The 13,701-nt window shown below is 54.2% G+C and carries 13 protein-coding genes; 7 read left to right on the forward strand and 6 right to left on the reverse strand.

Going from position 1 to position 13,701, the window contains the following annotated elements; genetic code table 11:
- Positions 1-56 precede the first annotated feature (56 nt).
- On the reverse strand, positions 57-1,412 hold the full coding sequence (mpl, locus tag ACCW76_RS19230; RefSeq protein WP_045832883.1) for a UDP-N-acetylmuramate:L-alanyl-gamma-D-glutamyl-meso-diaminopimelate ligase: 1,356 nt from the start codon (positions 1,410-1,412) through the stop codon (positions 57-59).
- 166 nt (positions 1,413-1,578) lie between these two features.
- Between mpl and fbp the strand changes: the two genes are divergently transcribed.
- Positions 1,579-2,583, forward strand: a complete 1,005-nt coding sequence (fbp, locus tag ACCW76_RS19235) for a class 1 fructose-bisphosphatase (RefSeq protein WP_038644485.1) — start codon at positions 1,579-1,581, stop codon at positions 2,581-2,583.
- A 54-nt stretch (positions 2,584-2,637) separates the two neighbouring features.
- On the opposite strand, the gene ACCW76_RS19240 is transcribed toward fbp, so the two are convergent.
- Positions 2,638-2,895, reverse strand: coding sequence for a helix-turn-helix domain-containing protein (locus ACCW76_RS19240; protein ID WP_436339796.1), 258 nt, complete (start codon positions 2,893-2,895; stop codon positions 2,638-2,640).
- A 92-nt stretch (positions 2,896-2,987) separates the two neighbouring features.
- On the opposite strand from ACCW76_RS19240, the gene ACCW76_RS19245 reads away from it, so the two are divergent.
- The 3 genes from ACCW76_RS19245 (at position 2,988) to ACCW76_RS19255 (ending at position 4,183) form a co-directional block, all read left to right on the forward strand.
- Positions 2,988-3,278, forward strand: coding sequence for a helix-turn-helix domain-containing protein (locus ACCW76_RS19245; protein WP_436339797.1), 291 nt, complete (start codon positions 2,988-2,990; stop codon positions 3,276-3,278).
- A 168-nt stretch (positions 3,279-3,446) separates the two neighbouring features.
- Positions 3,447-3,857 carry a type II toxin-antitoxin system RelE/ParE family toxin gene (locus ACCW76_RS19250; RefSeq protein WP_045832886.1) on the forward strand — a complete coding sequence of 137 codons (411 nt, stop codon included), beginning with the start codon at positions 3,447-3,449 and terminating at the stop codon, positions 3,855-3,857.
- Positions 3,854-4,183, forward strand: coding sequence for a helix-turn-helix domain-containing protein (locus ACCW76_RS19255; protein WP_052696599.1), 330 nt, complete (start codon positions 3,854-3,856; stop codon positions 4,181-4,183). Before ACCW76_RS19250 ends, ACCW76_RS19255 begins: the two co-directional genes overlap by 4 nt.
- 220 nt (positions 4,184-4,403) lie before the next feature.
- Here the strand turns inward: ACCW76_RS19255 and ACCW76_RS19260 are convergent, their stop codons facing one another.
- Positions 4,404-5,969 (reverse strand): methyl-accepting chemotaxis protein, encoded by a 1,566-nt coding sequence (locus ACCW76_RS19260; RefSeq protein WP_436339821.1) that lies wholly within the window; start codon positions 5,967-5,969, stop codon positions 4,404-4,406.
- Between the two features lie 171 nt (positions 5,970-6,140).
- On the opposite strand from ACCW76_RS19260, the gene ACCW76_RS19265 reads away from it, so the two are divergent.
- The 3 genes from ACCW76_RS19265 (at position 6,141) to ppa (ending at position 7,706) form a co-directional block, all read left to right on the forward strand.
- Positions 6,141-6,554, forward strand: a complete 414-nt coding sequence (locus ACCW76_RS19265; protein WP_436339822.1) for a lysozyme inhibitor LprI family protein — start codon at positions 6,141-6,143, stop codon at positions 6,552-6,554.
- A 71-nt stretch (positions 6,555-6,625) separates the two neighbouring features.
- On the forward strand, positions 6,626-7,075 hold the full coding sequence (locus tag ACCW76_RS19270; RefSeq protein ID WP_038644476.1) for a DUF441 domain-containing protein: 450 nt from the start codon (positions 6,626-6,628) through the stop codon (positions 7,073-7,075).
- A 100-nt stretch (positions 7,076-7,175) separates the two neighbouring features.
- Positions 7,176-7,706: an inorganic diphosphatase gene (gene ppa, locus ACCW76_RS19275; protein ID WP_034829250.1), complete on the forward strand. Its 531-nt coding sequence runs from the start codon at positions 7,176-7,178 to the stop codon at positions 7,704-7,706.
- A 54-nt stretch (positions 7,707-7,760) separates the two neighbouring features.
- Here ppa and ACCW76_RS19280 read toward each other — a convergent pair whose 3' ends face one another.
- The 3 genes from ACCW76_RS19280 to tamA are packed head-to-tail and all read right to left on the reverse strand — an operon-like array spanning position 7,761 to position 13,623.
- The gene (locus ACCW76_RS19280) at positions 7,761-8,114 is read right to left on the reverse strand and encodes a gamma-glutamylcyclotransferase family protein (RefSeq protein ID WP_034829253.1); all 354 of its coding nucleotides are present in this window, start codon (positions 8,112-8,114) and stop codon (positions 7,761-7,763) included.
- Between the two features lie 2 nt (positions 8,115-8,116).
- Positions 8,117-11,887, reverse strand: coding sequence for an autotransporter assembly complex protein TamB (gene tamB, locus ACCW76_RS19285; protein WP_436339800.1), 3,771 nt, complete (start codon positions 11,885-11,887; stop codon positions 8,117-8,119).
- Complete coding sequence (gene tamA, locus ACCW76_RS19290) at positions 11,884-13,623, reverse strand: autotransporter assembly complex protein TamA (protein WP_436339801.1); 1,740 nt, start codon at positions 13,621-13,623, stop codon at positions 11,884-11,886. Before tamA ends, tamB begins: the two co-directional genes overlap by 4 nt.
- Positions 13,624-13,701: the final 78 nt, after the last annotated feature.

The following is a 13,701-nucleotide window of genomic DNA, read 5'->3' on the forward strand; positions in this document are numbered from 1 at the left end:
GTTAACAGAGCGTCATCAAACCCCGTGGCAACCCCGATTAAAGGGTCGCCACGCCATCAACGTCCCAATCTCTCCAGCAGTTTCTGGTGGATGCCACCAAAGCCGCCGTTACTCATCACCAGAATGGAATCGCCTGGCTGGGCTTCTTTTGCCACCATTTCCACCAGCGTATCGATATCCGCGCTCCACTTCGCCGGCTGGATGCAGGCTTCCGCGACATCAGACACCTGCCAGGGAATGTGGTGCGGCTGGAACAGGAACACGTTATCGGCGCGACCCAGTGACGGCGCCAGCTCGTTTTTGCTTACGCCCATTTTCATAGTGTTGGAGCGCGGCTCCAGCACCGCCAGAATACGCGCGGTGCCACCGACTTTGCTGCGCAGCGCCGCCAGCGTCGCCAGGATTGCAGTGGGGTGATGGGCAAAATCGTCATACACCTTGATGGCATTCACTTCACCACGCAGCTCAAGACGACGGCGCGCATTGATAAAGCTGCTGAGCGCCTCACCGGCATCCACCGGCTTCACGCCGACGTGCCGTGCGGCCGCAATCGCCATTAGGCCATTGTGCATGTTGTGCTCGCCGACCAGCGCCCAGTTCACTTCACCGACTTTCTCGCCATCCAGCCAGATTTCCCAGTGGGAGGAGTCCGGCGTCAGCTTTTTCGCCTGCCAGTGGCCGTTGTCGCCAACCGTTTCCTGTTCGCTCCAGCAACCCATCGCCATCACCTGCTTGAGGTTGTTATCGTGTTCCGGCAGCAGAATCTTGCCCTGGCCCGGCACGATGCGAATCAGGTGATGGAACTGCTTCTGGATCGCGCGCAGATCGTCAAAGATATCGGCGTGATCGAATTCAAGGTTGTTGAGGATCAGCGTGCGCGGGCAGTAATGGACAAATTTGGAACGCTTGTCGAAGAACGCGCTGTCGTATTCATCCGCCTCAATCACGAAGAATGGACTTTTTCCTAATTTTGCCGAAACCTCGAAGTTTCCGGGCACACCACCAATGATGAAGCCCGGTTCAAGGCCACAGGCCTCCAGAATCCACGCTGCCATGCCTGCGGTGGTCGTTTTGCCATGGGTTCCGGCCACGGCCAGCACCCAACGGTCACGCAGCACGAAATCATGCAGCCACTGCGGGCCAGAGAGGTACGGAATGTTACGTTCCAGAACCGCTTCCACACACGGATTGCCGCGCGTCATGGCGTTGCCGATGATCACCAGATCCGGCTGCGGATCGAGCTGACTGGCATCATAACCTTCTGTCAATTCAATGCCTTGCTGTTCCAGCAAGGTGCTCATCGGCGGATAGACATTGGCGTCAGAGCCGGTCACTTCATGCCCTAGCGAACGGGCCAGCATTGCCAGTCCGCCCATGAAGGTGCCACAAATCCCAAGGATGTGAATGCGCATATAGAGATCCATTACTCAAAAGTTCGGCGCACAGTGTAACCCCGAGCAGAGTGGGAAGAAACGGATTAGGACTATGGTTTTTAAAGTTCAATCGGCTAAACTGCGCTCATACGTTGGTAGCGTGTTACATCTGCTGCCACTCCACCGTAGATTCAGGGAATGTGTTATGAAAACGTTAGGCGAATTCATCGTCGAGAAGCAACACGACTTTCCACACGCCACAGGTGAACTGACGGCGCTGATTTCCTCCATTAAGCTCGGAGCTAAGATTATCCACCGCGACATCAACAAAGCGGGTCTGGTGGATATTCTCGGTGCCAGCGGCGTGGAAAACGTGCAGGGCGAACAGCAGATGAAGCTGGACCTCTTCGCGAATGAAAAATTGAAAGCTGCTCTGAAAGCGCGTGGTGTGGTTGCCGGTATCGCTTCCGAAGAAGAAGATGAGTTCGTGATCTTTGAAGGCTCAGAAGACGGTAAATATGTGGTGTTGATGGATCCGCTGGACGGCTCTTCCAACATCGACGTGAACGTTTCCGTCGGTACCATTTTCTCTATCTACCACCGCATCAGTGAGCCGGGTACGCCGATCACCGAAGCTGACTTTATGCAGCCAGGCAACAAGCAGGTTGCGGCAGGCTATGTGGTTTACGGTTCTTCCACCATGATGGTCTACACCACCGGCGTGGGCGTGCATGCGTTTACTTACGATCCGTCACTGGGCGTATTCTGCCTGAGCCATGAGCGCATGACCTTCCCGGAGAAAGGCTACACCTACTCCATCAACGAAGGTAACTACATTCGCTTCCCTCAGGGCGTGAAGAAGTACCTGAAGTTCTGTCAGGAAGAAGATATCGCCACCAAGCGCCCATACACCTCGCGCTATATCGGTTCACTGGTGGCAGACTTCCACCGTAACCTGCTGAAAGGCGGCATCTATTTGTATCCAAGCACTGCAAGCCACCCGAAAGGCAAGCTGCGTCTGCTGTATGAGTGCAACCCGATGGCATTCCTGGCTGAACAAGCTGGCGGTAAAGCCAGCGATGGCGAGCATCGTATCCTCGATATCCAGCCAGAAACGCTGCACCAGCGCTGCCCGTTCTTCTGCGGCAATGACGCGATGGTGGATGACGTTGAGCGCTTTATCCGTGAGTTCCCGGACAGCCACGAATAAGCTGATGTGATGTGAAAAAAGCCCGCGACTTTGTCAGCGGGCTTTTTTATTGGCTTATTTTCGGCGCTTTGCCTGCCGATCGATGAGCTCCCCCTGCTGGGAGTAGTAGCGGCTGGGCCAGATTTCATCCGGTGTAACGCCAATCGCTTCAGCAATCAGCCATTCGCCCTTAGGCCAGGGTCGAATTAAGGCATTGCCCAGCGTAGTGGAACATAAGCCCGCCGCGCGGGATACGGCGGCTAATGACGTCCCTCTCTTGCGTAAGGCGGCAATAATATCGGCCTGATGCCAGTCCTGCTTGCTTTCACCCACGTCACTCTCCTTAGTTCTCGTTATAGGTTGCCATAACGATACTACGTTACTCGTAGTATCTGACAAGCAGTAAATCTACGATTCTCGTAGGCATGAAACCGACCTCTTCCCTGCAAAATACCTTCTGCCGACGCCTGAAACAGGCGCGTCTGGTGAAGGGTTTTTCGCAAAAAGGGTTAGGGATTGCCGCTGGTATTGAAGAGTTTTCCGCCAGTGCGCGCATCAATCGTTATGAAGTCGGTGTGCATCAGCCCGATTTACTGACGCTGCAACTGCTGGCGAAAGCGCTGGATATCCCCGCCGCCTATTTTCTGGCAGAAGATGACCAGTTAGCCGAGATGATCCTGCACTTTCATGAAGAGGGCTGTGGCAACGCGCCATAGGGCACATTGCACTCTGTTTACGCGGCAACCATACCGAACTGCGCCATATATTCCTGCAACTGCTACAACTACACTTCCAGCGACAGCACGGCGTTTTGCTGACTGTAGCATTGAATCTTACAATAATCCTGGCTATAGTATTTTTTACCACAGACAGGACGATATCAAATGGAAATTGAGTTAAGAATTTTCGTCGAGTGGAGCTATAACAAGAAGCGAAAGAAATCAAAAATTAGCGATGATGACTTACGCGCAGTTGCAGCCGAGCTTATCGAAGAGATCAAAAATGGATCGACTAAAGCCGCGTTGGGCGGTGGGGTTTTCAAAAAGCGTTTAGGTGACGAGGATAGCGCAAGAACAATTGTTGCGTATCATCATGGAGATAAGCTCTATTTTATCGACGGTTGGGAAAAAAAAGAGATCCCTAAAAATAAGCGTGAGATAGATGATTCTGATTTGAAAGTGTTCAGGCAGATATCCAAAGCGGCTAAAGCTTACACCGCTGAACAAGTTGAAAAGCTAGAGAAAAATCGGATTTACGTAGAGTTACCCTCTATTAATCAGGAGAGTAAAAAATGAGGATTAATAGGCGCGTACTGAAAATGCACGCAATGATGAAGCGCCAGTTTAAGGCGGGTCTGATCTCAGCAGATATGATGCAAGAGGCTGACGCCATCTTTGCAGAAGCAAAGTTAGAGGCGATGAAAGATTCAATCACTGGCGAGCGCATCAAGGCAATGCGCGCACGCGAGAAATTGAGTCAAAGCCAGTTTGCGGAACGTATCGAAGTTTCAACGACTTGCCTCCAGAAATGGGAGCGAGGTGCAACAAAACCTAAAGGGATTGTTGCACTTGCATTGAGGCACATTGAGGCCAAAGGGCTTGATGATTTCTTAGCAGTTTAGACTGCATGAACAAACCCGCTCCGGCGCTGAGTAATCACCAGCATCGGGCGGGTATGAAATGACAGGCAAAGAGATCATCAAACAGATCTCGAATAATATCCACTTTCGCATTTCAATAATGAAAAGCTAATAATCCTTAAAATAATTAAGAATGATTTTTTAGCAAAGTAAGGCTTTTATCTCCAAGCCTTAAATAACTTAAAAATTATATCGTAATGATTTAAAGAGCATTAGCCGCCACGCGGAATTGCGCCATCGATTCCTGCAACTGCTGTGACTGCGCTTCCAGCGACTGCGTGGCAGCACTGGCTTCTTCCACCAGCGCGGCGTTTTGCTGCGCGGCTTCATCCATCTGCGTCACCGCCTGATTCACCTGCTCAATCCCGCGGCTCTGCTCTTCCGAGGCAATAGAGATCTCTTTCATCAGTGAGGTGACACGCATCACTTCGCTAGAGATTTCATCCATGGTCTCACCGGCGCGTGTCGCCATGTCGCTGCCTTCTTTGACGCGCGTTTGTGATTCGCTGATCAACTCACGAATCTCTTTAGCGGCGGTCGCACTGCGGCCGGCCAGCGTACGCACTTCGTTGGCGACCACAGCAAAGCCACGGCCCTGCTCACCAGCACGCGCGGCTTCCACTGAGGCGTTCAGCGCGAGGATATTGGTCTGGAAGGCGATACCATCAATCACGCTGAGGATGTCGCCGATGCGGTTAGAGCTTTGGGTGATCTCCTGCATCTTCTCCATCACGTAACCCACCACCTCTGCGCCACGGTCGGCGCTGGTCGACACATTGCTGGCCAGCTGATTGGCCTGCTGAGCGTTACTGGCGTTAAGACGAACAGTGGCGGTCAGCTGCTCCATGCTGGCGGCAGTTTGCTCCAGCGAAGCGGCAGACTCTTCGGTACGCTGCGACAGATGCACCGTGCCCGCCGCCAGTTCACGGCTGCCCACATCAATCTGCATGCTGGCTTCACGCACCTGGCTTACCGAATCACGCAGCGCCAGCTGCATATCGGAAAGGGCCTGATTCAGGCGACCAATTTCATTTTTACCTGCGGCAGGTAAAGGCTGCGAGAGATCGCCCGCCGCAATCTGTTCCAGATGTACGATTGCGTTGTCCAGAGGACGCAGCAGCGAGCGACGCAACAACTGCCAGGCCAGTACAATCAGCACCAGTGTCAGTACCATCACCACGCCAATCATCACCTTCATCCGGACTTCGTTGTCAGCCGCCTGCTTGAGGCGTGCCGCAGAGACTTCATCGGCGTAAATACTGAAATCATTCACCGCCTTCGAATAGTTTGCTGCCAGCTGTGACTGTTTGCCTTCCAGCACCTGATAGTACTCATCGGTGTACTGTTTTTTTAAGGCATCCATCATGGGCGTGATGCCTTCTTTATCGTAGACGTTGTAGGTCGCCACAATCGCATCGGCCAGAGTTTTACCATGCGCTGTTACAGTGCCCGCATCGACAAACGCCTGCAGCAATTTGTGTGAGCTGTCCACAGCAGCCTGCGCCTGCTGTGTGACTTTGGCGCCATCATCCAATAGGCCAATCTCGATTTTGCGCACCGCCAATGCCGCGTTAGCACGTGCGCGCATCAGCTCAGAGCGGCTCTGATACAACTTGTTCAGCTCAATCCCCTGAATGCGGTTCAGCGCGTCCAGAGATTGATTTCCAGCATTAATGGCATAGATGCCCATGGCGCTGACGGCTAACAGCATCACCGTCATGATGGCCAACAACGCAAGTAAAGCGGTACGTATTGATAGTTGTCTAATCATGATCATTCCCGTGTGTATGAAAAGGCAGAACTCCACTGGCCCTAAAACGGAGAGATTATCGGCAGCTGATCGCAGAAACTTTATCCAATGTTGATGGTCAATCTGCCGACGTTCGCTTACCCTTCAGCTTTTCTGAAGTCCGCTGCGCAAAAATGAAGGAATGAAATGATGAAAAAGTGGCTCCCGATGGCCTGTCTGTTCGCCAGTAGTATGGCTATGGCACAGACGCATCCGCTCGACCAGCAGCTGCAGCAGTGTCTGGACAAGGAATCCAGCACCGCAGGCATGTCCCAGTGCTACGGCAGCGCCAATAAGGCCTGGGATAAAGAGATGAATACGCAGTACAACCAGGTGATGAAAAAATTAACTGGCGAACCTAAAGACAAATTACGAGCTGCCCAACGCGCGTGGCTGGCCTATCGCGACAGTTGGATGGAAGCCAGCCGCAGCTATTTCCTCAGCAGCCAGGGCAGCATGGCAGCGCTTTCTGTTGGGGCGCAGGGGGTAAATCTGGTGCGGAATCAGGCACTGATGTTGCAATCAATGAACAAAGGCAGTTGCGCCAATCCCGATGATTGTTGATAAATGGTGGCGTTAAAAAAACGTCAGCGCAGGCACTGACCTGCGCACCCATCCATCTTCAGGGAGAAATCATGGCTGCTTATGCCTCTACCATCATTCTGGTCTGCCTCGCCGTCCTGAGCTATTTCGTTCATAACAGTGCCGTTACCATTTCCATTCTGATCCTGCTCGCCATCAAGCTGACACCGCTGTCGCAGTTCTTTCCGTATGTGGAAAAACAGGGCATTCAGATCGGTATTATTATTCTAACCGTCGCGGTAATGGCGCCACTGGCGAGTGGGACGTTGCCCGCTTCATCCTTGCTGAAGTCATTTGCTAACTGGCAATCGATCGTAGCGATTATCGTCGGGGTGTTTGTTGCCTGGCTGGGCGGGCGCGGCGTCAGTTTTATGAGCGTGCAGCCTTCAGTGATTGGTGGATTGTTGATCGGTACCGTGATTGGCGTGGCCTTTTTCCGTGGTGTGCCGGTCGGACCACTGATTGCTGCAGGGATTGTCTCGCTGTTTGTCACCGCGAAGTAGGCCGTTGGAGCATTCCGAAACGCCAAAAAGGGGGCATACTTTCAGAGTCAGTTGGCTATAATAGCCGTCACTCAACATATGACCAATGAAGGAAAGCCAGATGAGTTTGAACCAGGTGCCTGCAGGTAAAGAACTGCCAGAAGATATCTATGTCGTTATCGAGATCCCAGCGAATGCCGATCCGATCAAATATGAAGTGGACAAAGAGTCTGGCGCCCTGTTTGTAGACCGTTTCATGTCTACCGCCATGTTCTATCCGTGCAACTACGGTTACATCAACCACACCCTGTCTCTGGATGGTGATCCGGTTGACGTGCTGGTGCCAACCCCGTATCCGCTGGTGCCGGGCTCAGTGATTCGCTGCCGTCCCGTTGGCGTGCTGAAAATGACCGACGAGTCTGGCGAAGATGCCAAGCTGGTTGCGGTTCCGCACACCAAACTGAGCAAAGAATACGATCACATCAAAGATGTGAACGACCTGCCAGAACTGCTGAAAGCGCAGATCACCCACTTCTTCGAGCACTACAAAGATCTGGAAAAAGGCAAATGGGTTAAAGTTGATGGCTGGGACAACGCTGAAGCGGCCAAAGCTGAAATCATCTCTTCTTACGAGCGCGCACAGAAGAAATAATCTTCTCTGCCTCGCAAGCATAAAAAAACACCGTCCAATGGACGGTGTTTTTATTTATGCCTCGGGTGCGTCGTCGCGCTTTAGCCAGTCACCGCTCGCAATGCGGGTACGACCCGCAATCGAACGCTGATAGACATAGAGCCAGGCACTGCCGTAAGGCGTCTGGATGAGTTGGCGTTTGTATTCGCCATTCTTAGTGCGCAAGGCATCAAGTTCGCCAAGCGTGCTGGCGTCGATGCGATACACTTCGCAGAAGACGGTTCCCTCATCTTCAACGACGCCCGGATAGTGACCCAGATTGTAGAGCGCAAACCCCTCAATCTGATGGTCGCCGAGCCATTGCGCATTCGTCATCCAGTGACTGTTTCCCTGTTTGCGCCGTAAACTGCCGTAGACAATTATTCGCATTGCTAAAACTCAAACTGATAGAGCAAATCCAGTGCCTGATCGAGACCGGACACGGCTTCCAAATAGAGTTTGGGCATCAGGCGGTAACGCAAGGTTAACGTCGCCAGTGAATCAAATATGCCAACACCGTATTTTACTTGTAGACCCGGCAGCACATAACCGCTCACCTGCACCTGCTGGCTGTCGCCCACACCGGTGGTATCAAGTGCGAGGTTACTGACGCCGAATGTCTCGCCGATTTTACCCATAACCTGACCACTTTGTGCAACCCCTAACCCCACAAGTGCTGAAGTTAATGCATTACTGTCACCATCGCTGCTGAGTCCCTGACCGCGTAATAAGTAAGAAAGCGCTTCCTGCTGCGACATGGCGGGGTCAGAGAACACCTCGACTTTCGGCTCATCGGCCAGCCCGGTGACGCGAATACCGGCGGTGACATCATCTTCGGTGGCTTCCGGATTACGTATCGCTTCCAAATTTACGTACGGCTGATCTGGCGGCCCGGCAAACTGCAGCTCGCCTTTACGCACAATCAAATCCTGCCCGTAAGCGTGGAAGCGGCCATCGGGAATATTGATCTGTCCGTTTAAGCCCAGACCGGTTTTATCCTGCACCAGTTTAAGATCGCCATTCAGCTTGGCTTTCAGACCAAAGGCTGACAGCCGCACATCGTTACCGACGTGGATCACCAGGTTACTGTTGATCGGAATGGCGGCGGTCTTCGGCTGAATCGGCTTGAGATCTTTATCCAGCATCACCTCATCCGAGGAGACGCCAGTGGCGCTTTCTGGTACTTCCTGCACCGTAATACGCGCCCACGGAATATCGACCTTACCATCCAGATTAAACGCGGCTGGCGTGGCTTCAAACACCAGGTCTGGCGAAACATCCATACGCACCATCGGCGGCACGGTGACGCGAATACGGTTGCCCTGCGCAGTGATACGCGCTCGCCAGTTATCCAGCTGGCTCCAGTCGGCGTTGCCGCCCAGATTGAGGTTGCCCTGCGTCGTCTGCAACAGGCCGTTAAGCGTCGAACTCATGCCATTGAACACCATGTTCAGATTGGCGGAGGTGAGTGTGACCGGCATAAAGCTGGCCTGCACGTTGACATCGCTCAACCCCAACTGGCCAAACACCTGCGGCTGTTGCAGTGTGCCGCCCAGACGCAGGTTACTGTTGAGATTGCCTTTGATCTTCTCGCCCTGCATCAACGCCGGGTTGAACATCGCCAGCGACAGATTGCTGATGCCGATATTGCCGGACAGCTGGCGACGGGTTTGCGGATCGGCAATCTGCACATTACCGCTTAGCTGGCCGTTGTTGACGATATGAATCAGCCAGTCGAGTTGGGCACGGCCATTGCGAAGGGCAGCATTCAGGTTGAGCGTGTCGAAGGCAATCGGCAGCGTGTTGCCCTGCACGTCTTGTTCGACTTTCACGCCGTTTCCTTTCAGCGATACGGTACCGGTTGGCAGCGCGCCATCGGCGGTCCAGTTCACTCGCGCATCGCCACTGAATACGCCATTAAGCTTGGTCGCATCGGTGAGGAAAGGTTTGATCATCGCCAAATCGAAGCGGTTCAGCACCACATGGGCATGACCGCTGGCCCCGGCTTCAATCGGCTCCGGTACACACAGTTGCGCATTCGGGTTTTGCCAGCAGTGCGGACCGATGGTGGCGGTCTGCTTAGTGTTGAGGTAATCAATCGCCATCGCACGCGTCAGACGCCATTCGCCGACCGGGGTATCAAAGTGCGTGTTATTGAGATTGCCCTGCCAGCGTTCGGTTTTGCGATCGAAGCTGCCGTTGAGTGCCAACTGACCGGAGACCGGTTCGCCTTCCACGTTCAGCTTGAGCTGATGCTGCTTCTCGTTGCCGTCAGCGTTCAGCGTCAACAGATTGATTTTCAGTGCGTCCTGTTGCAGTTGCTCGACGCGCAGTTGCAGCTTACCGGCGATCTGATCGCTGGATTTCACATCGCCTTCCAGCGCCACACGACGGATCTGCAATTGCTGCCAGCGCAAGCCGGTTGCCGTGAGATCGGCCAGCAGCTGCGGTGCCTGTAAGGTGCCGCGCGCTTTTACCGTGCCTTTCGCCACACCGCCGAGTCCTGGCAGTGCATTATCCAGATGCGGCGCATCGATGTTGGCGTCGAGATTCAGGGTATCGCCCAGTTCGCCTTTCACATCCAGATGGTTACGGCCCAACGCGATGTTGATACCCGGGATTTTCCACTGGTTATAGCTGTTGCCGGTGAGTGAGCCATTGGCGCTGACGGCGTTCTGCTTCACGTTCCCTTTCAGCTCCAGCTGTGGCACGCTCAGCTGCCAGCTTCCGCCGTACAGGCTGCCACGCGTGGCGATTTTGCCGTCGAGTTTGGCAGGCCAGTCCGGGTACTGTTTGGCGGTGTTGATGCCGGAGAGCGTCAATTCGCTGCGCCAGCTAATGGCTTTGCTCCAGTCCACCAGCGCGGTTAAATCAACGTTACCCTGCAGTGCCGCCACGCGCAGCTTGTCCAGGCTGAACTGCTGCACGTTGCCTTTGCCATCAAGTGAAATGGTCGCCGGCGGCACGGCTTCGCCTTTCACAGCGGTGCGCAGTGACATCACATAATCAGTGGCTTTGCCTTTGAACTGATAATCGAGGTTATCCGCCTGATACTGCACCGGGCCGGTAAGCGGCCAGCGCAACTCCGGGCTGGTGAGTTTCAGTGACAGTGGCAGACCCGCTACCGCCGGTTGCGCGGCGGCATCCAGCTGTGCGCGGACCGGGCCAGAGAGATTCAGCCCCAGCTTCAGCTCTTCACGCATCGCCCCGCTGAGATTCATTTTGATCTTCTCGCCCTTGATCGGATCGAGATTTAACGATCCGCTGAGCGCGAAATTCACCGGCCAGTTATCTGCCAGCTGCGCATCACCGCTGGCGTTCAACTGCCCTTGCGGTGAATCGATGTCAAAGGTTTCTAACTGAAGATGGCGGTCAGCGGTTTTGGCTTTCAGCAACAGACGGGTAATCGACACATCGGTATCGCCGGTCAAGCGCAGCTGTTCGCCGAGCAGCTCCTGTACGGTGATATCCAAAGGCAGCTGGAAGTCAGGCAGTTCGGATAACAGCGGTTTAGCGAACATCTCTTGCAGCGTTTCACCCAAGGGTTTCTCATCCGGCTGCGGCTGTTGCACTTTCGGCTGCACCACTTGCTCATCAACCACTTTCGCCGCCTTCGGCAGCGCAATCAGCAGACTTTGAATATGCGTTGGGGTTAACGTCAGCGCGCGCCCTTGCCAGTTAAGGCCGGTGGTGAAGTCCAGCAGCGAGATGGACGTGTCATCCACTTTGACATTGATGTTATGCAGGCCGATCTTGCTGAGCGTAATCGGATACGGCGTGGTCAGGTTGGTGCTACCGCTCTCTTCCTGCGGCGGGGGCGCAGCGGCCGGGGACATTTTCTTGCTGTCGACCACCACACTCACATCCTGCAAACCGATGTCATTCACGCACACCGACGAGTGCAGCAGGCAGTTCAGGTTGAGCGCCAAATGGAAGCGTCCGGCATCCACGCTCACGCCCGGCATCTCATACTTCACACCACTCAACGTCAGATCGCGCCAGCCACCTTCGACTTTGTTGATCGATAAACCGGGCACCCAGCGATCGGCACCTTTCAGCACCAGATGCAATCCGGGTGTGGTGCCAATCAGAAACGCCACACTGCCAAACAGTACCACCAGAAAAATACCGAATCCAATCAGGACCTTTTTCCACAGCTTCATAGTTCAGGCCCCAGTCCTACATAGAATTGCAAACCATGTTCCTTGTCATCGCCAATCGGCCGCGCGATATCAAATTTGATTGGCCCGACCGGAGAAGCCCAGCGCACGCCAACACCGGCACCGGTTTTGAAATCACTCTGTTTGATGTCGTTTACCGCTTCACCGGAATCAACAAACACCGCGCCCCACCACTTGCCGGTCACGTTGTATTGATACTCCAGCGAGCCGGTGGCCATTTTGGAGGCACCGGTCAGCTTGCCGTCACTGTCGCGCGGCGAGACATCTTTGTATTTATAGCCGCGAATACTGCGGTCGCCCCCGGCGAAGAAGCGCAGGTCTGGTGGGACTTTGTCAAAATCGTTGGTTTCGATCCAGCCAAGGTTACCGCGTACCACAAAGCGATTTTTCTCGCCCAGCATACGGATCCAGACGTTTTGCGCCTGCAGGATCAGGAAGTCGACATCGGATCCCCAGGTAGTATCGGAGACATCGACGGAATAACGCTGCGAGTCGCCCCAGGTTGGCATCAAGCCACCGCGCGAACGCGTGCGGCTCAAACTCACGCCTGGATAGAGCAGCATGGTGGTGTTGGTGACACTGCCTTGGGTGAAGTGATCGAGACTCCACTTCAGGTTAACCGCGCGCTGCCAGCCGGAGCTGCTGTCCCAGTTACGCGAAACGCCCAGCGTGGTGGTGTCCGCTTTGGTGTCGTTGAGATCGGTACGCTTCAAACCACCCGAGAAGGTGTAATACTGCTCCAGCGGGCTTTTCAGCAAGGGCACTTTATAGCTGAGATCGAGCTGTTGTTCAGGCGCGGAAATATAGGAACTGGCAGTGAGGCTATGACCGCTGCTGTTAATCCAAGGTTTTTTCCACGTGCCTTTCAGGCGCGGGCCGACGTCGGTGGAATAGCCCACACCGGCTTCGATGGTATTCTCAACCCGTGGCGATACCGCCGCATTGAGCGGCAGCACTTTGGTTTGACGGCCCTTGTCGAATTCGGGGGCGACAACCACCGAGTTAAACCAGCCCGTGGCGGATAAACGACGGTTTAATTCCGCCAAATCGCGCGAGCTGTAAGGGTCGCCCTTTTTGAACGGCACAAGATTACGCAGATAGGCTTCGTTGATTTGCGAGCCCTGGAAACTGACATCGCCAAAACGGTAGCGCGGGCCACTGTCGTAGTCGATATCCCAGAATGCTTCGCGTCTTTCGACCGAAACGCCAAGCTGGCTTTGCTTAAAGTCACCGTCGAAGTAACCATTACGCAGTGCCAGGCTGGAGAAGCCATTTTTAAATTTGTCGTATTCGCCGTGATTGAGTTGGGTGCCAACTTTCGGCGTGCCCTGCTTCACCCAGGCTTTGTAATCATCATCGTTTCTGGCGGCACCTTCGACCACAATGTGGCTGCCACCAATTTTCACCGGTTCACCCGGTTTGACATGGGCGATCAGCACCGGTCTGCCACCCTGCGGCGGTGCAGGACGCGACTCAAAATCGATTTCGGGTTCGTAATAACCGAGTGCCCGCAAACCTTCCTTGATAGCCTGTGAAACACGCGCCTGGAAGCGCCCATCGCTCGACACTTCGTCAGTACCAATGGTGGACAAGCGTGCCCTGACGTTCTTTTGTAAATCCCCGGTTAGCCCTTCAAGCTGCAAGCGCACTTTCGCTGCCTCAACGGCAGGTGCAGCAAGCAACAGGCTGGCCAAACAATAAATATGCAATCGCGGCACGCGTACTCCTGTTAATAATGCCTGCCCCTTATTCCGCAGGGGCGTTATTTCTCATCGGAGGCTATCACCACCACTCGC

The organism is Pantoea sp. C8B4, from assembly GCF_051336905.1.
Classification (GTDB): Bacteria; Pseudomonadota; Gammaproteobacteria; order Enterobacterales; family Enterobacteriaceae; genus Pantoea; species Pantoea rwandensis_B.